The organism is Acaricomes phytoseiuli DSM 14247, from assembly GCF_000376245.1.
GTDB lineage: Bacteria > Actinomycetota > Actinomycetes > Actinomycetales > Micrococcaceae > Renibacterium > Renibacterium phytoseiuli.
The window spans coordinates 15668-39882 of record NZ_AQXM01000048.1; the positions used below are offsets into that span (position 1 = coordinate 15668).

The following is a 24215-nucleotide window of genomic DNA, read 5'->3' on the forward strand; positions in this document are numbered from 1 at the left end:
CCCGCCCCTGTGCAGTGAATTTCTTAGCAGTCAGCAGTACAAGATGTGATCAAAGTCCGGTGAGGGGAGGCTCGGGTGGCTCAGCTCGACATCGAAGGTGCTTCCTTCGCTGAAGCCGCCCAGCGGCTGGGTGATCTCGGTACTACGAGTATGTACTGCCCGGCACTGCCGGAGGCAGTCCTGGGCAATGAAGCCCAGGTTCTTTCGGCCTGGCAGGGAGCGTTGGAGTCTTTGACCCGGATATTCGCCACGGACGGAGCTGCCGTCCGGGAGGCGGGGGAGGTTTTCACTGAGGTGGATCAAGCCCTTGCTCAGAGTGCAAGGAGTTCCTGAATGCTTCGCGTGGGCAGAGATTGGTCATTACTGGGTGGAGACCCAGCGCCGGGGGAGCTCGACGATGTGCTCAGTTGGGCCACGTTTTGGCAGAGCGAAGCCGAGCGCATGGGTGCCGGTCAAAGCGAGGTCTCCGTTATCAGTGTGCGGCGCAGCGGTGTCGTGGTCACCGCGGTGGCGGACTTGGTGGCTGCCAATGCCAGAATCTTGGGCAGTGTCAGCGAGCTCTGCGGCTGCAACGCTGGAATCTACCGGCAGTGGTATGAGCTGCTGGCGGAAGCACAGCGCGCCACGGATCGGTTGCTGGGCAGGGCGGAGGAGGCTCTTTCCCAGCGGACCGCAGCGGAAGCACTCGTCGGCCTGCCGCGCCCCGCAGCTCTGGCTGATCAGGAATTCGCGCTGAGTCGCCCGGGCCAGCGGGTCATGGCTGACTGGCAGCTTCAGATCGGCCGCGGGCAGGGGATGCTGAGCTTCGCCGATGATGAACTCCAGCTGATCCGGGCCCAGGCGCAGCAGCTCCGGGAACAGGTGCAGAGCGATCGCCTGGCTATCGGCAACCGGCTCGGCCAGGCAGAGCTTTCCGCGATGCTGCGGGATGCGCCGCAACTGGGTAGGGCCAGCGTGGATTCCAGTCTCGCCGGATTCCTGGCCCCCGCACTCAAGGCAGATCCGGCCCTGGCCCGGAGCCGGGATCTTCTGCGCCGCGCCGAAGCCGGTGATCAGCAGGCTCAGCAGGATTACCTGACGCTTCTGGCAGGTTTCTCGCAGGCGCAGCTGAGCCTGCTGGCGGTAGCTTTTCCTTCAGCCCGCACCGCTGCCCTGTCGCTGGTCAACGCGGGCTGGGTGAAGTCCTGGTGGAAGGGTTCGGCGGGCCGTCAGCAAGCCCTTGCCGTGGTGGCACCGGGGCTCATCGGCAATCTCAACGGCGTGCCGTATCAGGTGCGCGATCACGCCAACCGCCGGCTGCTGGGTTACCTGCGGGCTCAGCCGGGGCAGTCTCAGGCGGTTCGGGACGCGATTGCCGGGATAGACCAGTCGCTTACCTACGATGACGGTTCGCCACGGGATAATCGCTTCCTGATTTCTTTCGACCTCAATGGCGGCAAGCCCCTCGCCGCGGTGTCCATCGGTGATCTCGATACCGCAGGCAATATCAGCTATGCGATCCCGGGCATGGGCACTACGGTTGCTCCGGGTGGAATCAACAGCTGGACGGATACTTCGCAAGTGCTCTATCGTCAACAAGAATTGGCGCTCAGGAGATTGGGGGAAGATCCCTCATTAGCGGTAGTTTCCTGGATCGGTTACGAGGCTCCGGCGTCGTTCCCGGGGAGTTCTGAGGTGTTCGCTAACGATCAGGCAGTGGCCGGTGGCACCCGGTTGGCTGCGGCCTTGGATGGGCTGCAGATTGCCCGGCAAGGCAGCGCGGCCGGGGCGCCGGCACTCAATGTGGTCGCGCACTCCTACGGCAGCACCACGGCGGTCTACGCCTTGGCCCAGACCTCTCAGCCGGTGGCTTCGGCGACATTCGTCGGCTCGGCGGGTATCGACCCCAATGTGGCCCGCTCAGCCGGTGAGCTCAATGTTCTCAAGAGCGACTCCGGCGCTGTGCAGGTCTATGCCACGAGTTCGGATATGGACTGGGTGGCGGTCGGTGGTGTTCTCGGAGCGCAGGGCAATGCTGTGGCCGGCAGTCTCGGAGATCTTCTGACCGATCCAGCCGGTGCCGGGGCCCGGTTCGTTGATACCGTAATCAATCAGCGTCCCGCAGATATGCGGGTCTACCCGACGGACTGGATCTCCTGGCCCGGGGCTACCGAATTCTCTTCCAGGGGCGGCACTGACCCGCAGACCGGGGAAGAGCTGGCCCCGGTTTACGGTCATCAGGCGAACGGCAGCGGCTTCTGGGCACCCTGGAACGCCCCGACCGGTGGCGGATATTTTGATCAGAAAACCGAATCCCTCAGGAATATCGCGCTCATTTCAGTGGGGCGCGGAAATGAGATCACCCCATGACGATGAAAACGCTTCGAGCGCGCCGAGGGTTGCGGCCCCTCAGCGCCGGAATCCTTAGCGCAGCCCTGCTGACCCTGACCGCGTGCATGGCTACACCGCCTGGAGGCAACGTGACGAATTCCAGTGATTATCCGTTTGACGGTACTCGGTCTGCGCAGGTGGTGCGGACGGATTTCTACGACACTATTCAGGACACGGTGGACCTTTCGGGTGCTTCGTTTTCGGAGTGGGATCGTGCCGATCCCCGGAAAGTTGGTCGGACCACGCGTTCGGCGTCCCCTGATGTGCAAGGTCAACTATTCAGTATTTCTTTGGATGGTGGTGTGGTGTCGGATCCGGTGGGGGTGGCTGATGCGGTGCAGGAGGAGTGGAAGAGTCGGGGTTGGCAGTTGGGGCCGAGGTTTGATGATTTGGACGTGCCGAATCCTGCTGTTCAAGTATCAGTCACCAGCGCTACTGGAATCGATGTTGTTTTCGTCGCCAGTGTCGCGGTCTCCGCGATAGAGGTTCGCAGTGACTGTACTGCTGATCCTGCCGCGTCGGTCCGGCCGACGCCTTCGGGGTGAGTCATGAGGCTCCGGGTGGGTTTAGTGGTTCTAGGTGCGCTCACTATGACGGGTTGCTTACCTGGTATCCCAGGAGTTTCTGTGAAGAATTCCAGTGATTACCCGTTTGACGGTACTCGGCCTGCGCAGGTGGTGCTGGATGATTTTTACGACACGGTTGAGGATACGATGCGGCTTTCAACGACCTCATTCCCAACGTGGAATCGGCAGACCGAGGACGGGGTGCGTCAGGTCACGTGTTCGGTGTCGCCCGATGTGAGCGGGCAGTTCTTCAGTATTACGCTTCGTGGTGGTGCGGTGTCGGATCCGGTGGGGGTGGCTGATGCGGTGCAGGAGGAGTGGAAGAGTCGGGGATGGCAGCTGGGCCCGAGGTTTGAGGATGCCCAGGGGGCGATTCCGGGTGTTCAGATTTCCGGGGTGAGTCCGACCGGGATGGACGTGGTGGTTCGGCCTTCCTCTGTAAGCACTCGTATTTCAATAGAGAGTGATTGTACGGCTGATCCTGCTGCGTCGGTCCGGCCGACGCCTTCAAGCCCCTGATTCTTCAGCAAGCTTTTCAACCGCTGCGGCAACCTCTTGGGCATCCGGGTAGGAACTCTGCGCTCCGGGTTTCGTCACGGACAATGCAGAAACCACAGCGGCCCGCTGCGCCGCGGCCAGCAGATCCCCGCCATCGGCCAACACCGAAGCCACCGTGCCGGTGAAGGCGTCACCGGCCCCGGTAGTATCCACAGCACCCGCGGAGCTCACCGAATGCGCCGGCACCCGCTCCGGGGCTCCTAAACCAGAATCCAGCACTACGGAGCCCCCCGGACCCAGGGTGACTACTACCCGGTCCACCCCGAGCCGGCGGAAACCCAGATGCGCCTCCGACCAGTCCTTTGCAGGGTCATAGCCCAGTAGATCCATGGCCTCATGCTCGTTCACCAGCAGCACATCCGTCACCCCGAGTACCGCTTGCGCGGCCGCAGCGTCGGCATTACCCGGACTGGGCGAGAAGTTGAGCAGAACCAGCACACCGGCCGCCCGGGCAGTCTGAGCCGCGGCCAGCACGGTACCCACGGGTATCTCGAGACAGAGGCAGAGCACCCCGGTGCCCTCGAAGAGCTCCGGCCGGATCATTCCGGGGACCATCGCGGCATTCGCCCCGGCGCTGATGATGATGCTGTTCTCGCCCCGGGCATCTACCGAGATCAAAGCCACGCCGGTGCCACCAGGAACCCGCCGCACGTGGGTGACATCCACGCCCGCGGCCGCCACCGCATCCAGCATCATCTGCCCGTAAGCGTCTTCGCCCACCGCGCCGATCAGGGAGACCGCTGCCCCGAGCCGGGCCGCGGCAACCGCTTGATTGGCGCTTTTACCGCCCGGGAGCACGGCGAAATCATGGCCGGGAACGGTTTCCCCTGGCTCAGGCAGCCGCTCGCAGTGAACGGTGAGGTCCGCATTGAGGGAGCCGAGGGCGATGATCAGATTTCCACTGCGCATCAAGACTCTTCCCTGCTTTTCCTGGTCTTATCGACTGGCCTTCATCGCTGCTAAGTAACAGCTCCAGGCCAGCATGGCACATCCGGGCCGCCAGGCCGGTAAAATACTGAGCTGTGACCACTCCGAACTCTTCGCAGCCGGCCCCTTCCCACGTCTCCGAGGCCTCTGAGGTCTCAGAGCAGATGCAATTGCGCTTGAATAAGCGCAAGGCGTTATTGGAAGGCGGCCAGGAGGCCTACCCGGTCGGCGTTCCGCGCACGCATACCCTGGCCGAGATCAGGCAGAGGCACGATGGCTTAGCCGCGGATGAGGTCACCGGCGAATTCGCGGGTGTTGCGGGCCGTGTGGTCTTCGTCCGCAATACCGGCAAATTGTGCTTCGTGACCCTGCAAGAGGGAGACGGCACCCGGTTGCAGGGCATGCTCAGCCTGGACAAGGTGGGTGAGCAGGCGCTCGCCGACTGGAAAGCCCTGGTGGATCTCGGCGACCACGTCTTCCTGCACGGGGAGATCATCTCCTCGAAGCGTGGGGAGCTCTCCGTGCTGGCGGATTCCTGGCAGATGGTCTCCAAGGCGATCCGCCCGTTGCCGGTTCTGCACGCGGATCTCAACGAGGAGAACCGGGTGCGCCAGCGCTATGTGGATCTCATGGTCCGGGACGATGCCCGGAAAATGGTGCGCACCAGGGCGGAAGTCACCAGGACCGTACGGAAAACCCTCGATGATCTGGGGTATATAGAGGTTGAGGGACCGATATTACAGCTGGTTCACGGCGGCGCGGCGGCCCGCCCTTTTGAGACGCACGTTAACGCTTTTGACCAGAAAATGACCCTGAGAATTGCCTTGGAGCTTTACCTCAAGCGTGCGGTTGTCGGAGGAATCGACCGAGTCTATGAACTGGGTAGAATTTTCCGTAATGAAGGTGTGGATTCCACGCACAGCCCAGAATTCACGATGCTCGAATCTTATGAAGCTTATGCGGACCAATTCGTCATGGCGGAGCGCATGCGGCAGATCATCCTTGCCTGTGCTGATGCGCTGGGAAGTCGGCAAATCAGTACCGACGCCGGGATTATCGATCTTGAGGCAGAATGGCGCTGGCTGGGTGTTTACCCAGGACTTTCTGAGAAAGTCGGTCAGGAAATCACTCCGGAGACGACAGCGGAAACGCTGCAGCAGATCGCAGCCGCTCATGATGTCTCGGTGAATCCGGACTGGGATGCCGAGAAGCTGGTAGTGGAGCTCTTCGGCGAACTCGTCGAGCCAGATCTTCTACAGCCCACCTTCGTCTACGACTATCCGCCGTCAGCACAGCCGTTGGCTCGGCCGCACCGCACCGAGCCCGGCCTCATCGAGGCTTGGGATCTGATCATCGGCGGGATGGAACGGGGCACGGCGTTCTCTGAGCTGATCGATCCGGTCATCCAGCGCGAGCGCCTCACCGAACAGTCGCTGCGTGCTGCGGGCGGGGATCCGGAGGCTATGCAATTAGACGAAGATTTCCTACGCGCTCTAGAGTATGGAGCACCACCCATGGGTGGTATAGGCCTGGGCATTGACCGGTTGGTCATGTTGTTCACGGGTGCCGGCATCCGTGAGACTATTCTCTTTCCGCTACTTAAACCGCAGGCGATTGCGCCCGCGGCTCATGATTCCTAAGGAACAAGATGGAATATCTTGCCGCAATTCTTCCGTCCATCGGTGTTGGCGTCATATTCTTCTTCGCGATTCGAGCGATATTCAATGCAGATCGTTCCGAGCGTCAGGCCTTGGCGCGCAGTGAAGACGAAGTGAAAGATCAAGAAAGTCGAATGTAATAAAATTGTGTAGTGTATTCGATTCTCAGTGGAGGCTTTACAAGCCACAAGGAATTTGACCCTTCCTCGGTTACGTTGTAACAATAGACATTGTTAGTGATGCACTAACAAGGATTCAGTGCACTTTCACTTCAAATTTCAATTCATATAAGGGGCTTTCATGGCACAGAAAGTTAATATCATCCTGGTCGACGACCTCGATGGGGGCACCGCAGAAGAGACGATTGCTTTCGGCCTTGATGGCACCGGTTATGAAATTGACCTTTCTGTTGCGCATGCAGAAAAGCTCCGGAACGCGCTCAAGCCATACGTAGAGGCCGCTCGCAAGAACACGGCCCGTGGTGGACGTGGCCGGGGCCGGGGTTCGCGTGCCGGTGCTGCCAACAGCAATGACATCTCCCGGATCCGCCAGTGGGCTCGCGACAACGGTTACACCGTGAGTGACCGGGGCCGCATCCAGGCCGATATCGTCGAGGCTTATCACAAAGCCAACGGCTGACCTCGTAGGGCCAGCGACGAAAAGCTCAGTTCGCCATAGGGAAAACCCGCCAGAACTTCTGTTCCGGCGGGTTTTCCCTATGGCGAACACACTGCCGCTCCGCGATAAATCTGCGTAGCATCAAAAGCACGCAGCAGCTAGGAGTGTGGCGCAATGTTCGAAAGATTCACCGATAGAGCCCGACGCGTTGTCGTATTAGCCCAAGAAGAGGCTCGTATGCTCAACCACAACTACATTGGCACCGAGCACATCCTGCTCGGGCTCATCCATGAAGGGGAGGGCATCGCAGCCAAAGCGCTCGAGTCCCTCAATATCTCCCTTGATGCGGTGCGCGAGCAGGTCCAGGAGATCATCGGTCAGGGCCAGCAAGCGCCCAGTGGCCACATCCCCTTCACCCCCCGAGCCAAAAAAGTGCTGGAGCTCTCCTTGCGCGAGGCCCTTCAGCTCGGCCACAACTACATCGGTACCGAGCACATTCTGCTCGGGCTCATCCGTGAGGGCGAGGGCGTCGCGGCCCAGGTGCTGGTCAAGCTCGGCGCTGATCTCGGCCGCGTGCGGCAGCAGGTCATCCAGCTGCTCTCCGGCTACCAGGGTAAAGAAACTGCCGGCGCCGGTGTAGGCCAGGGGCAGCAGGAAGGCACCCCGGCGGGGTCCGTGGTCCTGGACCAGTTCGGACGGAACCTGACCCAGGCGGCCCGGGAGAACAAACTCGATCCGGTCATCGGACGCGAGCACGAGATGGAACGCGTGATGCAGGTGCTCTCCCGCCGCACCAAGAACAACCCGGTGCTGATCGGCGAGCCCGGGGTTGGCAAGACCGCCGTGGTCGAAAGCCTGGCCCAGGCGATCGTGCGCGGCGATGTTCCGGAGACGCTCAAGGACAAGCAGCTCTACACCCTGGACCTCGGCTCGCTCGTCGCCGGATCGCGCTACCGCGGCGACTTCGAAGAGCGGCTCAAGAAGGTGCTCAAGGATATCCGCACGCGCGGAGACATCATCTTGTTCATCGACGAGATCCACACCCTGGTGGGTGCCGGCGCCGCAGAAGGCGCTATCGACGCCGCCAGCATCCTCAAGCCGATGCTGGCCCGGGGCGAGCTGCAGACCATCGGTGCCACCACGCTGGATGAGTACCGCAAGCACATCGAGAAGGACGCAGCGCTCGAGCGCCGCTTCCAGCCGATCCAGGTCAACGAGCCTTCCGTTGCGCACGCCATCGAGATCCTCAAGGGGCTGCGCGATCGGTATGAGGCCCACCACCGGGTCTCCATCACCGATGCCGCCCTGGCCTCAGCGGCGAACCTCGCCGAGCGCTATATCTCGGACCGGTTCCTGCCGGATAAGGCGATCGACCTGATCGACGAGGCGGGTGCCAGGCTGCGCATCCGTCGGATGACTGCTCCGCCCGAGCTGAAGGCCATGGCGGAGGAGATCGCCGCGGTGAAGGCGCAGAAGGAAGCGGCTATCGATGCTCAGGATTTCGAAGGCGCTGCGGCACTGCGGGATACCGAGCAGAAGCTGACCTCCGAGCTGGCGGAGAAGGATCGCTCCTGGCGCAGCGGCGGCCTGGATACGGTTGCCGAGGTGGACGAAGAACTGATCGCGGAAGTGCTCGCGAACTCCACGGGCATCCCGGTCTTCAAGCTCACGGAGGAGGAGTCCAGCCGTCTGCTGAAGATGGAGGAAGAGCTGCATAAGCGGGTCATCGGCCAGGACGAGGCGATCAAGTCGCTTTCACAGGCGATCCGCCGTACTCGTGCCGGGCTGAAAGATCCGAAGCGCCCCGGCGGTTCCTTCATCTTCGCCGGCCCCACCGGTGTCGGCAAGACGGAACTGGCTAAGGCGCTCGCCGAGTTCCTCTTCGGCGACGAGGAAGCACTCATCACCCTGGATATGTCGGAGTACTCGGAGAAGCACACCGTCTCCCGGCTCTTCGGCGCCCCGCCAGGATACGTCGGCTACGAAGAAGGCGGGCAGCTGACCGAGAAGGTCCGCCGCCGTCCGTTCTCCGTAGTGCTCTTCGACGAGGTCGAGAAGGCGCACGCGGATCTGTTCAACTCCTTGCTGCAGATCCTCGAAGACGGGCGTCTGACGGACTCCCAGGGCCGGGTGGTGGACTTCAAGAACACCGTGATCATCATGACCACCAACCTGGGCACCCGGGATATCTCCAAGGCGGTGGCCACCGGCTTCCAGTCCGGAGCAGATACTCAGACCAGTTACAACCGGATGCGGGCCAGGGTGACCGAAGAGCTCAAGCAGCACTTCCGCCCGGAGTTCCTCAACCGCGTTGATGACGTGGTGGTCTTCCCGCAGCTGACTCAGGACGAGATCATCCAGATCGTCGATCTCTTCCTCGATCGGCTCGAAGCCAGGCTCAAGGACCGGGATATGGGCATCGAACTCACCGATAAGGCTAAGGAGCTGCTGGCCAACCGGGGCTATGATCCTGCGATGGGTGCCCGGCCGCTGCGCCGGACCATCCAGCGCGAGATCGAGGATCAGCTTTCCGAGCGGATCCTGTTCGGTGAGCTCAAGCCCGGCGAGATCGTCGTGATCGATGTCGAAGGCGAAGGCGATGATGCGAAGTTCACTTTCGCGGGCAACGCCAAGCCCAGGGTCCCGGAGATCGCACCGGTCTCCTGAGCCCGGGCTCGGAAGCAAGCAGATTTCACAACACGTCCTCAGCGCAATGGGGTAAACCTAAGGGGCGCCCATCCGCTGAGGACGTGTTTGTGTCTTCAGCTGCGGTTGATAATCCGCCCGGGGCGCATCAGATGAGTGCAGATCAGGAAGTGCGAGGACAGCTATGGCCGATGTCGGTCTGACCGCCGGATGGTTGACGATAGTACTGCCACTACTCGGCTTGGCAGCCCTGCTCTGGCTGATCATCGGGCCGCCCCGGCACCTTCGCCGGGCAGTGCCGATCGCGCTGGCTGCCGGAGTGCTGGTGGGCTTCGGGGCTAAGATTCTGATCGATGATGTCTTCAACCCCTGGGGCGCTCCTCTGGACTGGCGCATCTATTTCTTCGCCGGGGTGGTCGTTATCGCACTGGTATTGCTGATACCGCGGCTGCTGAGTTCGCGCCGTTGGTACACCCGCCTGCTCTCCCCGCTGGCCGCGCTTCTGGTGATCCTGGCCGCGGCGGGTCAGATCAACCAGGTCTTCGGCTATTACCCCACGCTGGGCAGTCTCTGGGGCGATAACGGCGTCAGCATCGAGAACTCCTTGCCGGATCTGAACGATGCAGCACTGACCGCGCAGACGCCGACGGTACGCCAGGCTGATTGGAACCCGCCTGCGGATATGCCCACAGAAGGCAAAGTCGTCAAGGTGCAGATCCCCGGGACGGCTTCCGGACTGACTGCCGGCGATAGCTTCATCTACATTCCGCCCGCGGCGCAGGTGGCCACGCCCGCCAATGTTCCGGTGCTGGTGCTCATCCACGGTAATCCCGGCGGTTCAGCCGATTGGTTGACCGGGGGGCGCATCGCCCAGGAGCTCGACGCCTATGCGGCGAAGAACAAAGGGCTCGCCCCGCTCGTTGTGATGGCTGACGCCAGCGGCAACTTCGCGCCCAACTGGCCGCTGTGCATGAACTCCAATGTGGGTCAGGGGGCGACCTATCTGTCTGTTGATGTGCCCAATTACGTCAAGGAGAACTTCAGCCTGGGGTTGGGCTCTGCCCGGCAGTTCGCCATTGGCGGCTTCTCCTACGGAGGCACTTGCGCGCTGCAGCTCGGCGTCGGCTACCCGCAGACCTATCCCACGTTCCTCATGATCTCCGGAGAGAAAGAGCAGACCCTTCCGGGCGGCCCACAGAAGATCATCGATACGTACTTCGGCGGCAATCAGGCAGCCTATGAGCAGTCCCGCCCCTTGCAGCAGCTGAGGACGACTAAACTGAACGGTAGTGCCGGGATAGTCGTGGTCGGAGGAAACGATGCCGGCTTCAAGGAGCAGGGTCAGCAGGCCTACCAGGCGCTCAAGGCGGCGGGTGCTGATGTGCAGTTGCAGACTCTTCCAGGCGGCCACAGCTGGGATGTCTGGAGACCCGGGCTCACGAAGAACCTGGATTGGCTCATGCAGCGTTTTGGCGTCAAGTGAGTTTTCCCGACTGCCGGTACCGGCGGCGAAATGTCGAAACCGTGCCCCGATGTGATAGACCGGTTGCATGAACGCTATGACCGGCGATGATGCCGCTCCCGCTGCAGGCTCGGCTCCGGCACCGTTTGGCGACCTCGAGCAGTACCTGAAGATTCCGAGGCTCAGCGGCTTGGCGCTCAGCCCGGATGATGGGCGCTTGGTTACTACCGTGAGCACACTGACCCCGGAGCGCACCGGATTCCGCAGCGCCTTGTGGCAGGTTGATCCATCGGGGCAGCAGGAGGCCGCCCGGTTGACCCAGAGCGTTGAAGGTGAGTCCGCCCCCGGCTTCACAGCTGATGGAACTCTGCTCTTCCTGTCCAAGCGGCCCTCGGGGAACAAGGAAACTGCGGCGGAGAATCCGGAGGTCTCGCTCTGGGAGCTGCCGGCCGGCGGCGGAGAAGCGCGGCTGCGGTGTACTCGCCCGGGCGGTATCAGCGGTTTCTGGACGCAGCCGGCAACGCAGACAGTGATTGTCGACGCCACGATGCTCGCCGGTGCGGCCGATGACGAGGAAGAGGCCCGCCTGCGCAAGGTCCGGAAAGAGAAGAAGATCTCCGCCATACTGCACAGCGGTTACCCCGTACGGTATTGGGATCATGATCTTGGACCCGCTGAACGGCGGCTTTTCGCCCTCGAGAAAGAAGAAGAAAACGAGGTAACTCGACTGCGGTCGCTGAGCAGTGACATCGGCAGGGGCCTCTTTGAAGCCGATGTCCAGCTCAGCCCGGATGGCCGGATGCTCCTGGCCGGAGTCTTCGTTCCGGGTGAGGCTGCGGAGAGCACCCGGCGTATCGAGCGGATCGACACCGTTACCGGGCGCCGCGAAATCCTCGCGGAAGATTCTGGGGCGGCCCTACACCCTGGCCCGATCAGCCCGGATGGCTCCCGGGCGGTGATCGTCAGGGATCAGCACACCACTCCCACAGATGCGCCGCAGAGCACCTTGTGCCTGCTGGATCTGACGGCTGCCGCGGGCTCCGCTGAGCTCGTGGAACTGGTTCCGGGCTGGGATCGCTGGGGAAACCCGCAGGCCTGGCTGCCCGATGGCCGTACGCTCGTCGTCACGGCAGATCACCACGGCCGCGGGCCGATCTTCCTCCTGGACACCGAGGCGCAGGAGATCCGGCAGCTGACCCGTGATGACGCTGTCTACACCGATGTTCTGGCCGCCCCGGACGGCTCCGCACTCTATGCTTTGCGCAACTCCTACGCTTTCCCGCCGGAACCGGTGAGCATCGACCCGGTGAGCGGCGAGGTGCGGCTACTGCGCGGGCCCGTGCAGCGGCCGGAGCTACCGGGCCGCTTGGAAGAGCTCACGGCAACGGCCAGTGATGGCACGCCGGTGCGCTCCTGGCTGGTTCTGCCCGAGGGCAGCGGCCCGCATCCACTGCTGCTGTGGATTCATGGCGGTCCGCTGAATTCCTGGAACGCCTGGACCTGGCGCTGGAACCCCTGGATTCTCGCCGCGCGTGGCTACGCCGTGCTGCTGCCGGATCCGGCGCTCTCCACGGGATACGGGCAGGATTTCATTCAGCGCGGCTGGGGTCGCTGGGGTGCCGAGCCGTTCACCGATCTGATGGCGACTACCGATGCCGCCGTGGCCCGGCCGGATATCGATGCTGGGCGCACCGCGGCGATGGGCGGTTCCTTCGGCGGTTATATGGCCAACTGGGTCGCCGGCCACACCGATCGATTCCGGGCCATCGTCAGCCATGCGAGTCTCTGGGAACTACCGGGTTTCGGCACGAGCACAGACGCGGCTAACTACTGGCGTCAGGAAATTAGCCCGGAGATGGCCGTACAGAACTCTCCGGACATTGCGGTCACCAGCATCAAGACCCCGATGCTGGTGATCCACGGGGATAAGGACTACCGGGTGCCGATCGGCGAAGGGCTGAGCCTGTGGTACCAGCTTCTGGCGGAATCCGCTTTAGCCACCGATGCCGAAGGGCGCACCCCGCATCGATTCCTGTACTTCCCGGACGAGAATCACTGGATCCTCAGCCCGCAGCACGCCCGGATCTGGTACGCCGTGGTCGAGTCCTTCCTCGCGGAGCATGTACTGGGAACCGATGTTCCGCTGCCTGAGGAATTGGGCCTATGAGCGATCCGCAACTGCACCAGGTCGACGGGGAGGCCGCCAATAGCGAGATCACCGTGCGGCCCGCCCGGACGACCGATGTGCCGGGGGTCAAGGCTCTGGTGGACCCGCTGGTTGAGCGCCGGGTTCTCGTCGCCAAGGAGACCGTGGCGTATTACGAGGGACTCCAAGGGATCATGGTCGCCGAGCATAACGGGCGGCTGGTGGGCTGCGGGGCGCTCCATGTGATGTGGCAAGACCTGGCTGAAGTCCGCACGCTCGCCGTGGCACCGGGTTGGCTCGGCCTCGGCGTCGGCCACCGGCTTGTCGAGGAGCTCATCGCTCGGGCGCGTGAGCTGGGAGTCAGCAGACTCTTCTGCCTGACCTTCGAGGTGGACTTCTTCCGCCGCCACGATTTCGCGCCCATGACCGAAGCGGAGAGCGAACCCAGTAAGCTGGGCCAGGCCGGTGAAAACACCGGTCACGATGCAGTCACCCCCGAGGTGTACGCGGAACTCCTGCGCTCCCCGGATGAAGGCGTCGCCGAGTTCCTGGACTTGGCCAGAGTCAAGCCGAATACTCTGGGTAATACCCGGATGATCCGCAGGTTGTGAGAGTTCCTATGACAGTGACTTTGATTATCGTTGCGCACAGCACCCGGCTCGCCGAAGGCGTCGCTGAACTCGTGAGCGAGATGGCTCCGCAGGCGCAGATCCTGCCCGCTGGCGGAGACCAGGACGGCTCTGCCGGGATTTCCCGGACCAAAGTCGCTGCCGCAGTAGAACAGGCCGGCGGCCCCGTGCTCCTGCTCACCGATGTCGGCCCTGCGGCAGAAGTAGCGGAAGCCGTGCTGGCGGAGGTGGCGCATCCGGAGCTCGCGCAGCTGGCTCAGGCACCGCTCGTGGAAGGCGCTGTGGCCGCGGCACTGCAGGCACAATCCGGTGGCAGCCTGGCCGAGGTGCGTCAGGCCGCGGAAAGCGCGCTCTGGCCGGAAGCTTGGCCGATAGTTGCGAGTCAGCGAACCGTTGAGCATAGTGCCCCGCAGGATCAGCCTCGGCCGCGCAAGGTGAGCATCGAGGTGGTGCTGGTCAATCCGCTGGGTCTGCATGCCCGCCCGGCCGCGACGCTCGCGGCCGCGTTGAGCGCCCTCGACACCGATATCGAGATCAACGGGGTCGATGGTCAGTCAGTCATGATGCTGATGTCTCTGGGCGCTCAGCAGGGTAGTACGCTCAAGGTGACCGCGCGCGGCCCCGATGCTCAGCGCGCAGTCGAGTTGGTGCACGCGAAGGTCACCGAGGGGTTCGGCGAGATCTGACCGCCGAGGAGTCGCCGAGTACCTGTATCAGCTGCGGTACTGGGAGAGCTGGATGAGGTTGCCGCAGGTGTCATCGAGGATGGCCGTGGTCACCGGACCCAGATCTTTCGGCTCTTGCGCGAACCGCACACCGAGCTCGCGGAGCCGTTCGTATTCGGCTCTGACGTCCTCGACCGCGAAGGCGGTCAGCGGGATACCATCGGCGAAAAGCGTTGCTTTGAAGGTTTTGGCCGCCGGATGCGCATCGGGCTCCAGCACCAGTTCTGTGCCGTCAGGAGCCTCTGGGGAGACTACCGTGAGCCAGCGGTGTTCACCGGCTGAGACATCCGTTTTCTTCAGGAAGCCAAGGGTGTCGGTGTAGAAGTTCAGAGCGCGCTCTTGGTCATCAACGTAGACACTGCTCAGATTGATCAGCATGGTGTTCATTGTTGCATGTCAGGAAGGAAGCGCCAGCCCCGCCTCGGTGCGGACCGCCAGACCATCCGCTACGAGACCTTCCAGAATGCGCTCCAGCCGGCTGGGTTCGCTGTCCAGGGCATAGAGCCGAGTGAGTTCCGGTGGCTGGGCTCGCTGATCCAGTCGGACGGCCGGTGCATGCAAGAGTTCTCCTGGCACCGGATGCTCTGCGGCGCGCAGTACTGCCATCACCGCGCCGCGCAGTTGCCGGTCGGTTCCGGCCCATGGTTGGCCTTTGGGCTGATAGCTGGGTGCGGGTTTCCCTGCGGCGATCCAGGCGCATTCCGTGCTGACCGGGCAGATGCTGCACTGCGGGCTGCGGGCGGTGCACACCAGGGCGCCCAGCTCCATGACGGCCGCATTCCAACTGACTGCTTCGCCGGGATCTTCGGGAAGCAACTCTTCGGCCAGTCGCATCTCCGCAGCGGTCAGAATCGGTGCGGGCAGGGCGTCTCCCTGGAAAAGCCGCGCTTCGACTCGCCGGATATTGGTGTCCACGACCGTGCTGCGAAGGCCGAAGGCAAAGGTTGCCACCGCTGCTGCGGTGTAGTCCCCGATTCCCGGAAGGGCGCGCAGCTCCGGGATGCTCTGCGGTACGATGCCGCCGTGATCGGAGGCGATCTTGGTGGCCGCCGCGTGCAAGCGCAGTGCCCGCCGCGGGTATCCCAGCCGCCCCCAGGCCCGTACGGCTTCGCCGCTGGAATCGGCGGCGAGTGCGGCGGGCTCGGGCCAGCGGTCCAGCCACTGTTGCCAGACTGGGAGCACCCGCACCACCGGGGTCTGCTGCAGCATCACTTCGCTGACGAGGACGCCCCAGGCAGTCCGCTCAGGATGCCGCCAGGGCAGATCCCGCTGCTCCCGGGCGAACCAGTCGGTCACCCGCTGCCGGATCTGCGTGATCGAAGTGGAGGCAGCAGCAGAGATTGTATGAGCAGTGCCGTCCGGGAGGTCAGTCATCTATCCCACGGTATCCCTCTTCGGGCATTCTGACCGCCCTGACCGCACCGCGGGCTCAAGGCGGTCACTGGCCGCGTGCCCGGGTTGGAAGCAGTAGGCTTGAGCAATGAGCGAGCATGGCAGAGTTTCCCCGGCGGTGTACCGGCGGCGCAGGCTCGTCGCGGGCATGGCGGCGCTCGTGATCGTGTTCCTCGTGGGTTGGGCAGTGGTGTCGCTCATCAGTGGCCTCAGCGGAGGCTCTGGTAGCCAGGCTGCCGGCACGGATTCAACGCCGACTGCTTCTGTCACCAGTGCACCCGCCGCCACAACAGAAACAGAGTCGGGCTCAGCATCGCCCAGTACCGCTCCGGCCAGCTCGGCGCCGCCCTGCGATCCGGCCCAGATCTCTCTTGCCGCCAGCACGGACGCCCCCAGTTACAACGCGGGGCAGAATCCGGTGCTGACTCTGACCGTGACGAATACCGGCAGCGCCGCCTGTGAGCTCAACCTGGGTACCTCGCAGATGGAATTCCTGGTGAACAGAGGGGAGGATCGGGTGTTCTCCTCAACAGACTGCCGGCAGGATCCACAGGATCTACAGCGCACACTGGCCTCAGGGGCCACGGAGAAAGCCAATTTCTCCTGGAACCGCACTCGGAGCGTCCCGGGCTGCACTCCGGTCCCCGAAATTCCGCCAGCCGGGCCCGGCAGCACGTACACGCTGACTGTGAAGCTCGGGGCGATGATGTCACCGCCGGAAGCGTTCGTCCTTGCTTCCTGACGCCTCCTGACTTCTCTCGGTCTGGAGACTCAATTCGAGATGAAACTAGAGGAAGCGATCGAGCAGGCTCGCTTCGGCAATCCTGGACAGCCCCTCCCGGACGGCTCGGGCGCGCTGCTCGCCGATGCCTTCCACGACCCTGAGTTCTTCGATACTGGCCGCCATCAGATTCTGCAAGCCGTCGAAGCGCTCGACTAGCCGTTCGGCGACTAGCCGCGGAAGCGAGGTGAACCCTGCGAGCAAACGGTAACCGCGCGGATGCAGGAGGGCTTCGAGGGAGCCGGAGGCGTTGGCGAGCCCCGTGGTCGTTGCAATCCGGTTGAGGTCGATGAGTTCCGTCGGGCTCAAGGCTTGCAGGCTGGCTACTGCGGCTTCGATTTCCTCCGCATCGAGTTCTTGCGGCGAGTAGTCCTGGATCACCAGTTCACTCCCACGGTCCCGGCTGGCGGTGAGCTCGTCCATCTGCAGAGACAGCAGGCGGCCGTCATCACCGAGTTCCAGCAAATACTGATTGATCTCCTCTGAGATCCTCCGCACCATCTCCTGCCGTTGCAGGACGACGACGACGTCTCGTACCGTGACTAGTGCTTCGATTTCTAGGGCGGAGAGCGAGGCGGTCACCTGGTCCAGCCGCGCCCGGTAGCGTTCCAAGGTGGCCAGCGCCTGATTCGCCCTGGCGAGTACTTTCTCTGAGCCTTCCAGGACGTAGCGCAGCCCCTGGACGTAGAGCGCGATGGTCTGCATGGACTGGCTCACCGAGATCACCGGCAGTCCGGTCTGGATGGCCACTCTTTCCGCGGTGCGGTGCCGGGTGCCGGATTCCTGGGTCTCGATCGCCGGATCCGGTACCAACTGCACACCGGCTCGCAGGATCCGGGCAGCGTCCCGGTCACAGACGATGGCCCCGTCCATCTTCGCTAATTCGCGCAGCCGGGTAGGCGCGAATTCGGTATCGATCTCGAAACCGCCGGAGCAGAGCGATTCGACGCTACGGTCATAGCCCAGGACGATGAGGGCACCGGTGCGCCCGCGCAGAATCCGTTCCAGCCCGTCGCGCAGAGGGGTTCCAGGGGCCACTCTGGCCAGCGTGATGCGCAGGGCTTCCTCCGGGCTGCGAACCATGGTCCATCCTTCCGCTGCGAATCACCTTCTCATCCTGATGAGCCGGATGCTGCTGCTCAGGACGGAAGGCATCGTTGAGAACTATCGTCGGAGTGCTTAAGCCGTGCCGCCGAGTCCTGATGGTCTGATCTGCTCTGGCACCGGGGCGCCGTCTCTGACTTCATAGCCGCATCAGATCTACTCATAGTCTAAGCGGTAGCAGAGCGACCCGAACGATCGATCCGCAGGGCTGCTGAGAATGGGTGGCGCGAGCTCACCCGTTCTCGCCCGTTGCCGGGAAGAGCAGAGCCAGGGCCTCGCCGAGCTGATGCACTTGCCGGACGGCGAACCCTTCCGGGATCTGGCCTGGGCCTTGCGGGCTCGCGGGTACGATCGCGTGGCTGAATCCGAGCCGGTGCGCTTCTTGGATGCGCTGGTTGATTCCGGGCACCGGACGCACTTCACCGGCCAGGCCCACCTCACCGAAGGCCACGAGCTTGGGCGGTAGCGCGCGCCCGGATTTCGCCGACGCCAGGGAGAGCGCGATGGCAAGATCGGTGGCCGGTTCGCTCAACCGGACCCCGCCGACCGTCGCGACATAGCAGTCCTCGCCGTTTAGCCCGGCACCGGCCCGTTGTTGGAGGACGGCCAGCAGCATGGCGACCCGGGCTGAATCCAGGCCGCTCGTCGCCCGCCGCGGCTGCGCTGCACTGCTCGCCGCCAGCAGGGACTGCACTTCGGCCACCAGGGGCCTACGCCCTTCCAACGTCACGGTGATGCAGGTTCCGGAAACCGGTTCTTTGGTCCGGGAGACGAAGAGACCACTCGGATCGGCGAGCCCTTCGATGCCATCCTCGTGAAGGTCGAAGCAGCCTACTTCATCCGTGGGCCCGTAGCGGTTCTTCACCGCACGCAGCAGACGCAGCCGGGAGTGCCGCTCGCCTTCGAACTGGCAGACCACATCGACCAGGTGCTCCAGTAGCCGGGGGCCGGCGATGGAGCCGTCCTTGGTGACGTGCCCCACCAGAAGGGTGGCCATTTCTCTTTGCTTCGCAACGGCTATCAGGGAGGCTGCAACTTCACGCACCTGAGTCACTCCGCCGGCTGAACCCTCGACCTCAGCGCTGCTCAGCGTCTGCACGGAGTCGACGATCAGCAAGGACGGCTGGAGCTGTTCGATCTGACCTAGGACCGTGCCGAGGTCATTCTCCGCGCAGAGGTACAGGGTGTCCGCGAGGGCTCCGATCCGCTCTGCCCGCAATTTCACTTGAGCGGCTGATTCCTCTCCCGTGACATAGAGCACCGGGCCTGGAGTCTGGCCGGTAGCGGGCTCTCCGGCCTGGCTCGGAGCGTTCTGATGCCGGTTCTGATGTTTGGCGAAGCGGGAGGCGACGTCGATCAGCAGGGTGGATTTACCTACCCCGGGTTCCCCGGCCAGTAGGATCACCGCGCCGGGCACCACGCCCCCGCCGAGAACCCGATCCAGTTCATCCACGCCGGTAGGAAGAGCCGAGGCCGTGGTGGCATCGACGTCCGTGATCCGCGCTGCCGGAACCGCCACCTGACTGGCAGCAGTGGTGCGCGCCGGAGCGCCGCCGGTTTCGGTCACTGTGCCCCAGGCTTGGCATTCCCCGCACCGGCCGACCCATTTCGCGGTGGTCCAGCCGCATTCGGCGCAACGATAGGCCGAGCGCTGGGCGCCGGCTTTCCGGCTGCCGGACTTGGCGCCCCGGGAACCGGTGCCGATGGAGGATGTCATGCATCGAGCCTAGCTACTCCAGCCGACAGTTTGAGATTTCTGCTCTGCTCGGAGCTTCCTGAAGCCGCTAGAGCCGGGGCAGCAGGGCACCCGCCTCGGTTTCGCTGAGCCCTGTGGCCATGAGCAGGTCAATGGTCAGCGAGCGCTGCAGCATCAGCACCGTGACGGCCTCGGGCTGACCCGGGCCGATGTCACGGGGGTCGAGCGTCATAGCGATCAGGCTCAGCTCTTCCCGTACGCCATGACGCGCCGGCGTATCGGGGTTGGACTCCTGATCGCTGCGATGCAGTCGCTCCGAGAGGGCGACCCCCAAGAGGTCCACCGCATTGGCTGTATCGTTGAGGCTCTCCGCCAGTCGCTGCGAATCGGCATCGCTGAGCGAGGCGTTATTGATCGCAGGGCTCAGCCTGCGAGCCAGGATGCGGCAGATGCGCAAGGCGAAGTCGAGATGCTCCAGGGATCTCTCCAGAGAACTCAACTCAGTGCGGAATCGCCGGTACGCGGGGGATATCCGGGCGACTTCGTCCGAAGCTTGCAGGCTATTGCGCATCGCATCGATCAACGGCTGGCAGTTCCGGGCGCGGATCAAAGCGTGCCAGGCCTTGGTGGCATCATTGCGGGTCAATGCGGCGGAGCATTCCCGGAGCACATCCGCCAGTTCATTGACCAGGTTGCGCACATCCTGCTGCGGCTCCTTCCGTGGATCCCGTGGCGTCAGCAGAGTGATCAGAAGTGCGAAGCAGCCACCAATCACCGCATCCACACTGCGCGTATACGGCCCGCCGGTCGGCTCGGGAAGGAGAATCACGAGCATCGACTGCAACCCCAGTTGAGTGGCGAAGATCGCCCCGCCGTCCAAGAACCTGGCCAGCATGATCGAGGCGAAAAGGACTATCGCGGCCTGCCAGAGTCCGTTGCCGAAGCTGAGCAGAACCATCTCGCCCATCGTGATGCCCAGGGTGCCCCCGATGGCGACTTCGAGCACCCGGCGCACCCTGGGGTCGCGGGAGAAACCCAGCGAAATCAGTGCGGAGGTCGCCGCGAAGATCGGCAGGCTGTGGCCGAGCACGAGTGCGGCGAAAGCATACGCCCCCACCCCGCAGATGGTCATCTGCAGTGCGGGCACCACGGACTGACCGCTGCGGCGCAACCCCATGCTGGTGTGCCCGCGCAGGAACCGGAAGGCCGAAGCTGTTGACCCGTTGACGGTGGGCATGGCTCAAGTCTAGTCAGGGCCGGTGCGGATCTTCCGGCGCCCTTTCCTGCGGCTGTTCCGGCATCCGGGTCTGGTTAAGTTTGGTTAGTGGCCCGGTTCTGTTAACCATCTGTTCACCAAGGCCGATGCCTCCCGTTACTTCCGCTCCGTATTTTCGATGAGGTGCAACGCTGATGTTCCAATCGCTGCACGGATGAAGAAGTTCAAGAAGTTCAAGCACAACAGATAACAAAGGCTTCCAGGATGATGCGGAAGCCGCTCTGAGGACCCTGGAAGGGACACATACACGTGAAGGTTCTTCGCTATGGCCGTCTTGCGGCGATCATCGCTGCCGGCACTCTGGCACTGACTGCTTGTGGTACTGACAACGCTAATCCCGGTGCTGGCGCTTCCAGCCCTGGCGGATCCGGCGTGACCGGAATGCTCACTGGCGTGGGGGCGTCTTCGCAGAACTCCGCGATGGACGCCTGGAAGACCAAGTTCTCCCAGGCCAACTCGGGCGCTCAGGTGCAGTACTCTCCCGATGGTTCCGGCTCCGGGCGCAAAGCCCTCATTGGAGGAGCAGCCCAGTTCGCGGGCTCCGACGCCTACCTCAAAGACGCCGAGCTCAGTGAGTCCCAGAATGTCTGCGGCCCGGGCGGTGCCATCGACGTACCGGTCTACATCTCGCCCATCGCTATTGCATACAACCTCCCCGGGGTCACCGATCTGAAGCTCGACGCTGCGACGACGGCCCGGATTTTCCGCGGTGAGATCACGAGTTGGGACGATCCGGCAATCGCCGCACTCAACTCCGATGCAAATCTGCCGGCCACCAAGATCACCGCGGTGCACCGCTCCGATAATTCGGGAACTACGGAGAACCTCACCGACTACCTCTCCCAGGCCGCTCCCGATGTCTGGAAGGATCAGCCCAGCGGGGACTGGCCCTCCGCGATCGGCGGAGAGAACGCCAAGGGCACCAGCGGTGTGGTCCGGCAGGTCTCCCAGACCGAAGGCGCCATCACCTATGCCGACGATTCTGCGGTAGGCAGCCTGGGTACAGCGAGAATCAAGGTCGGCGACGAGTTCGTCAGCATCTCTCCCGAAGCCGCGGCTAAGGCCGTAGAGGTTTCGAGCGTGGTCGACAACCGCCCCGCGAACGATATCGCGATCGATCTGGACCGCACGACGACTGAGTCCGGGGTGTACCCCCTGGTTCTGGTCAGCTACCAGATCTACTGCAGCAGCTACCAGGATCAGAACACCGTTGACCTCGTGAAGGCATTCGCCAACTATGTGGTCAGCGAACAGGGCCAGGCCGATGCCGCAGCGGCGGCACAGAACGCACCGCTTTCGGAAAGCCTCACCCGCCAGGCCCAGCAGGCGATCGACTCCATCAAGGTCGCTTCCTAGAGCACACCCAGTAGCCAGGCTGGCCACGCTGCCCGAGCTCGCCACCCGCTGAGCTTGGACAGCGTGGCTGATCTGCTCATACTGTATGAGATGAGCAGAGCGACCATCCCGGATCCCAAGCCGGGGCCCTGCCAGTGAACCCAGCAGCCTGACGCGGTTTGCACGCTTACAGTCCATCGCACCGACGACTCCTTTCCGGGGGGCACTTTCAGTGGCATCACCAGCACTGACAACCAGTTCCCGCGCTGACCGGGTGGGGGATAAGATCTTCTCCGGCGCAGCCCTTTTCGCGGGATGCCTTATTCTGGCTGTGCTGTTCATGGTCGCGGTCTTCCTGCTCTGGCAGGCCATGCCGGCATTCCTGGCCAGTCCGGAAGAAGCGTCGGGCAATGAAGGATTCCTCCTCTACGTCTTCCCGCTGATCATCGGCACCCTGATCGCCGCCGCGATCGCCTTGCTGCTGGCCACTCCGGTGTCCATCGGAGTGGCGCTCTTCATCTCGCATTTCGCGCCCCGCAAGCTGGCTCAGGGCCTGGGCTATCTCGTGGACCTGCTCGCCGCGATTCCTTCCGTCGTCTACGGTGCCTGGGGCGTGGCATTCTTGGCTCCGCAGCTGACCGGGCCGTATGAATGGCTGGCCGAGAATGCGGGCTGGATCCCCATCTTTGCCGGCCCGGCGTCCAATACCGGGCGCACCATGCTGACTGCGGGTATTGTGCTGGCGGTGATGATCACGCCCATCATCACCTCGCTCTGCCGTGAGATCTTCCTGCAGACCCCCACCCTGCACGAAGAAGCGGCCCTGGCGTTGGGGGCCACCCGCTGGGAGATGATCAAGACCGCCGTGCTGCCTTTCGGCCGCCCCGGAATCATCAGCGCGATCATGCTGGGCCTGGGTCGGGCTCTGGGCGAGACTATGGCGGTGGCCCTGGTGCTCTCCGCGGGCCCGCTCATCGCGAGCCTGATCCGCACCGGCAATCAGACCATCGCGGCGGAAATTGCCCTGAACTTCCCGGAGGCTTTCGGGCTTCGCCTCAACGAACTGATTGCCGCCGGCCTGGTGCTCTTCGTGATCACCCTCATCGTGAACATGATCGCGCGCTGGATCATCAGCCGGCACAAAGAATTCTCGGGAGCTAACTAGATGGTCCAGACCCAGAACCCGCAGCCGCCGGCCCTGGCAGTCCGGCGCTCTTCGCTCACCCGGGGGCAGCTGCCGTCCTATGCGCTCTGGGTGGTCGCAGGGGTCTCCGCGATTCTCGGTGCGGCCTGCTCCGCTTTGGTCGGTTTCGATATCGTGTTCTTCGCGATCTTCACGGCGCTGATTTTCGTCATCTCTGCCACGTTGCTGACCTGGCGTGTAGAAGGCCGTCGCCAGGCTTCGAATAAGTTCGTGACCTTCCTGGTCTACGGCGCTTTCCTGATCGCATTGCTACCTCTGATCTCCGTGATCTGGACAGTGCTGCAGCGCGGCGTGCCCGGCTTGCTCACCCCTGGCTTCCTGACTACGTCGATGTACGGGGTCACCGGTGTCGAAGACAACGCCACCGCGACGGGCGGCCCCGTTCTCGGTGGCGCCTATCACGCGATCGTCGGTACCTTGCAGATCACTGTCTGGGCCACACTGATCTCGGTGCCGGTGGGTCTGCTGACCTCGATCTACCTGGTGGAGTACGCCAAGAACGGCCCGCTTTCGCGTGCCATCACCTTCTTCATCGACGTGATGACCGGCATCCCCTCGATCGTCGCGGGTCTTTTCGCTGTGGCGCTCTTCGGGCTGCTCTTCGGCCCGGGGACCAAAACCGGTTTCGTCGCCGCAGTGGCGCTTTCGGTGCTCATGATCCCCGTGGTCGTGCGCTCTTCGGAGGAGATGCTCAAGATCGTGCCCAATGAGCTGCGCGAAGCCAGTTACGCGTTGGGGGTGCGCAAATGGCGCACCATCACGAAGGTGGTTATTCCCACTGCGATCTCCGGTATCGCCTCCGGAGTGACGCTGGCTATCGCCCGGGTCATCGGGGAGACCGCGCCGATCCTGGTAACGGCGGGGTTTGCCACGGCGATCAACTTCAACGTCTTCGCCGGATGGATGGCGTCTCTGCCGACCTTCATCTACACTCAGATCCTCAACCCGACGTCCCCGACGACCATCGAGCCCTCTGAACAGCGCGCCTGGGCTGCCGCCCTGGTGCTGATCATCATGGTGATGCTGCTCAATCTCATCGCCCGAGTCATCGCCCGTATCTTCGCCCCTAAAACCGGGCGCTGAACCAGTAGCCATCTAGCTGTCAAAGGATTCAAGGACAGA

General features: G+C 63.3%; 22 protein-coding genes. 16 read left to right on the forward strand and 6 right to left on the reverse strand.

Annotated elements, in window-relative coordinates:
- Nucleotides 1-75 precede the first annotated feature (75 nt).
- From C501_RS0103675 to C501_RS0103690, 4 genes are all read left to right on the forward strand, one after another.
- The gene (locus C501_RS0103675; RefSeq protein WP_018134280.1) at nucleotides 76-333 is read left to right on the forward strand and encodes a hypothetical protein; all 258 of its coding nucleotides are present in this window, start codon (nucleotides 76-78) and stop codon (nucleotides 331-333) included.
- A gap of 9 nt (nucleotides 334-342) precedes the next feature.
- A complete protein-coding gene (locus C501_RS0103680) occupies nucleotides 343-2349 on the forward strand; it encodes an alpha/beta hydrolase (protein WP_169332111.1) in 2007 nt (668 codons plus the stop codon).
- Entirely contained in the window at nucleotides 2346-2915 is a 570-nt protein-coding gene (locus tag C501_RS0103685) for a hypothetical protein (protein WP_018134282.1), read from the forward strand. The genes C501_RS0103680 and C501_RS0103685 overlap by 4 nt, the downstream gene beginning before the upstream one ends.
- A gap of 81 nt (nucleotides 2916-2996) precedes the next feature.
- Complete coding sequence (locus tag C501_RS0103690) at nucleotides 2997-3455, forward strand: hypothetical protein (protein WP_026174575.1); 459 nt, start codon at nucleotides 2997-2999, stop codon at nucleotides 3453-3455.
- Here C501_RS0103690 and C501_RS0103695 read toward each other — a convergent pair.
- Nucleotides 3444-4403, reverse strand: coding sequence for a ribokinase (locus tag C501_RS0103695; RefSeq protein ID WP_018134284.1), 960 nt, complete (start codon nucleotides 4401-4403; stop codon nucleotides 3444-3446). The genes C501_RS0103690 and C501_RS0103695 overlap by 12 nt on opposite strands.
- A gap of 182 nt (nucleotides 4404-4585) precedes the next feature.
- On the opposite strand from C501_RS0103695, the gene lysS reads away from it, so the two are divergent.
- The 8 genes from lysS to C501_RS0103735 all read left to right on the forward strand — a co-directional run bounded on the left by lysS (nucleotide 4586) and on the right by C501_RS0103735 (nucleotide 14266).
- Nucleotides 4586-6061: a lysine--tRNA ligase gene (lysS, locus tag C501_RS0103700; RefSeq protein ID WP_406566335.1), complete on the forward strand. Its 1476-nt coding sequence runs from the start codon at nucleotides 4586-4588 to the stop codon at nucleotides 6059-6061.
- A gap of 8 nt (nucleotides 6062-6069) precedes the next feature.
- Nucleotides 6070-6219 (forward strand): hypothetical protein, encoded by a 150-nt coding sequence (locus C501_RS14400; RefSeq protein ID WP_018134286.1) that lies wholly within the window; start codon nucleotides 6070-6072, stop codon nucleotides 6217-6219.
- Nucleotides 6220-6379: 160 nt separating this feature from the next.
- Nucleotides 6380-6718 (forward strand): histone-like nucleoid-structuring protein Lsr2, encoded by a 339-nt coding sequence (locus C501_RS0103710; RefSeq protein WP_018134287.1) that lies wholly within the window; start codon nucleotides 6380-6382, stop codon nucleotides 6716-6718.
- Between the two features lie 153 nt (nucleotides 6719-6871).
- Nucleotides 6872-9364: an ATP-dependent Clp protease ATP-binding subunit gene (locus C501_RS0103715; protein WP_026174576.1), complete on the forward strand. Its 2493-nt coding sequence runs from the start codon at nucleotides 6872-6874 to the stop codon at nucleotides 9362-9364.
- A 163-nt stretch (nucleotides 9365-9527) separates the two neighbouring features.
- Complete coding sequence (locus C501_RS0103720) at nucleotides 9528-10826, forward strand: alpha/beta hydrolase (protein WP_018134289.1); 1299 nt, start codon at nucleotides 9528-9530, stop codon at nucleotides 10824-10826.
- Nucleotides 10827-10902: 76 nt separating this feature from the next.
- Nucleotides 10903-12972, forward strand: coding sequence for a S9 family peptidase (locus C501_RS0103725; RefSeq protein ID WP_018134290.1), 2070 nt, complete (start codon nucleotides 10903-10905; stop codon nucleotides 12970-12972).
- Nucleotides 12969-13562, forward strand: a complete 594-nt coding sequence (locus C501_RS0103730; protein WP_018134291.1) for an amino-acid N-acetyltransferase — start codon at nucleotides 12969-12971, stop codon at nucleotides 13560-13562. Before C501_RS0103725 ends, C501_RS0103730 begins: the two co-directional genes overlap by 4 nt.
- Nucleotides 13563-13570: 8 nt before the next feature.
- Nucleotides 13571-14266, forward strand: a complete 696-nt coding sequence (locus C501_RS0103735) for an HPr family phosphocarrier protein (RefSeq protein ID WP_018134292.1) — start codon at nucleotides 13571-13573, stop codon at nucleotides 14264-14266.
- Nucleotides 14267-14293: 27 nt separating this feature from the next.
- On the opposite strand, the gene C501_RS0103740 is transcribed toward C501_RS0103735, so the two are convergent.
- The gene (locus C501_RS0103740; RefSeq protein WP_026174578.1) at nucleotides 14294-14683 is read right to left on the reverse strand and encodes a VOC family protein; all 390 of its coding nucleotides are present in this window, start codon (nucleotides 14681-14683) and stop codon (nucleotides 14294-14296) included.
- Nucleotides 14684-14701: 18 nt separating this feature from the next.
- Nucleotides 14702-15679: an HhH-GPD family protein gene (locus C501_RS0103745; protein ID WP_018134294.1), complete on the reverse strand. Its 978-nt coding sequence runs from the start codon at nucleotides 15677-15679 to the stop codon at nucleotides 14702-14704.
- A 106-nt stretch (nucleotides 15680-15785) separates the two neighbouring features.
- Here C501_RS0103745 and C501_RS12410 point away from each other — a divergent pair, with 106 nt between their 5' ends.
- Nucleotides 15786-16439: a DUF4232 domain-containing protein gene (locus C501_RS12410; RefSeq protein ID WP_018134295.1), complete on the forward strand. Its 654-nt coding sequence runs from the start codon at nucleotides 15786-15788 to the stop codon at nucleotides 16437-16439.
- Between the two features lie 45 nt (nucleotides 16440-16484).
- On the opposite strand, the gene disA is transcribed toward C501_RS12410, so the two are convergent.
- The 3 genes from disA to C501_RS0103770 form a co-directional block, all read right to left on the reverse strand.
- The gene (gene disA, locus C501_RS0103755; RefSeq protein WP_018134296.1) at nucleotides 16485-17561 is read right to left on the reverse strand and encodes a DNA integrity scanning diadenylate cyclase DisA; all 1077 of its coding nucleotides are present in this window, start codon (nucleotides 17559-17561) and stop codon (nucleotides 16485-16487) included.
- 253 nt (nucleotides 17562-17814) lie between these two features.
- Nucleotides 17815-19299: a DNA repair protein RadA gene (gene radA / locus C501_RS0103765; RefSeq protein WP_018134298.1), complete on the reverse strand. Its 1485-nt coding sequence runs from the start codon at nucleotides 19297-19299 to the stop codon at nucleotides 17815-17817.
- 67 nt (nucleotides 19300-19366) lie between these two features.
- Nucleotides 19367-20515, reverse strand: a complete 1149-nt coding sequence (locus C501_RS0103770; RefSeq protein ID WP_018134299.1) for an FUSC family protein — start codon at nucleotides 20513-20515, stop codon at nucleotides 19367-19369.
- Between the two features lie 288 nt (nucleotides 20516-20803).
- Here C501_RS0103770 and pstS point away from each other — a divergent pair, with 288 nt between their 5' ends.
- From pstS to pstA, 3 genes are all read left to right on the forward strand, one after another.
- A complete protein-coding gene (gene pstS, locus C501_RS0103775; protein WP_018134300.1) occupies nucleotides 20804-21910 on the forward strand; it encodes a phosphate ABC transporter substrate-binding protein PstS in 1107 nt (368 codons plus the stop codon).
- Between the two features lie 211 nt (nucleotides 21911-22121).
- Complete coding sequence (gene pstC / locus C501_RS0103780) at nucleotides 22122-23054, forward strand: phosphate ABC transporter permease subunit PstC (protein WP_026174581.1); 933 nt, start codon at nucleotides 22122-22124, stop codon at nucleotides 23052-23054.
- Entirely contained in the window at nucleotides 23055-24176 is a 1122-nt protein-coding gene (gene pstA / locus C501_RS0103785) for a phosphate ABC transporter permease PstA (protein WP_018134302.1), read from the forward strand.
- Nucleotides 24177-24215 lie beyond the last annotated feature (39 nt).

What these genes read in the sequence shown, in the direction of transcription:
- C501_RS0103685 (WP_018134282.1), top strand. Translation starts at nt 2,346, where the DNA reads ATGACGATGAAAACGCTTCGAGCGCGCCGAGGGTTGCGGCCCCTCAGC.
- C501_RS0103695 (WP_018134284.1), bottom strand. Translation starts at nt 4,403, where the DNA reads ATGCGCAGTGGAAATCTGATCATCGCCCTCGGCTCCCTCAATGCGGAC.
- lysS (WP_406566335.1), top strand. Translation starts at nt 4,586, where the DNA reads ATGCAATTGCGCTTGAATAAGCGCAAGGCGTTATTGGAAGGCGGCCAG.
- C501_RS14400 (WP_018134286.1), top strand. Translation starts at nt 6,070, where the DNA reads ATGGAATATCTTGCCGCAATTCTTCCGTCCATCGGTGTTGGCGTCATA.
- C501_RS0103710 (WP_018134287.1), top strand. Translation starts at nt 6,380, where the DNA reads ATGGCACAGAAAGTTAATATCATCCTGGTCGACGACCTCGATGGGGGC.
- C501_RS0103715 (WP_026174576.1), top strand. Translation starts at nt 6,872, where the DNA reads ATGTTCGAAAGATTCACCGATAGAGCCCGACGCGTTGTCGTATTAGCC.
- C501_RS0103720 (WP_018134289.1), top strand. Translation starts at nt 9,528, where the DNA reads ATGGCCGATGTCGGTCTGACCGCCGGATGGTTGACGATAGTACTGCCA.
- C501_RS0103725 (WP_018134290.1), top strand. Translation starts at nt 10,903, where the DNA reads ATGACCGGCGATGATGCCGCTCCCGCTGCAGGCTCGGCTCCGGCACCG.
- C501_RS0103730 (WP_018134291.1), top strand. Translation starts at nt 12,969, where the DNA reads ATGAGCGATCCGCAACTGCACCAGGTCGACGGGGAGGCCGCCAATAGC.
- C501_RS0103735 (WP_018134292.1), top strand. Translation starts at nt 13,571, where the DNA reads ATGACAGTGACTTTGATTATCGTTGCGCACAGCACCCGGCTCGCCGAA.
- C501_RS0103740 (WP_026174578.1), bottom strand. Translation starts at nt 14,683, where the DNA reads ATGCTGATCAATCTGAGCAGTGTCTACGTTGATGACCAAGAGCGCGCT.
- C501_RS0103745 (WP_018134294.1), bottom strand. Translation starts at nt 15,679, where the DNA reads ATGACTGACCTCCCGGACGGCACTGCTCATACAATCTCTGCTGCTGCC.
- C501_RS12410 (WP_018134295.1), top strand. Translation starts at nt 15,786, where the DNA reads ATGAGCGAGCATGGCAGAGTTTCCCCGGCGGTGTACCGGCGGCGCAGG.
- disA (WP_018134296.1), bottom strand. Translation starts at nt 17,561, where the DNA reads ATGGTTCGCAGCCCGGAGGAAGCCCTGCGCATCACGCTGGCCAGAGTG.
- radA (WP_018134298.1), bottom strand. Translation starts at nt 19,299, where the DNA reads ATGACATCCTCCATCGGCACCGGTTCCCGGGGCGCCAAGTCCGGCAGC.
- C501_RS0103770 (WP_018134299.1), bottom strand. Translation starts at nt 20,515, where the DNA reads ATGCCCACCGTCAACGGGTCAACAGCTTCGGCCTTCCGGTTCCTGCGC.
- pstA (WP_018134302.1), top strand. Translation starts at nt 23,055, where the DNA reads ATGGTCCAGACCCAGAACCCGCAGCCGCCGGCCCTGGCAGTCCGGCGC.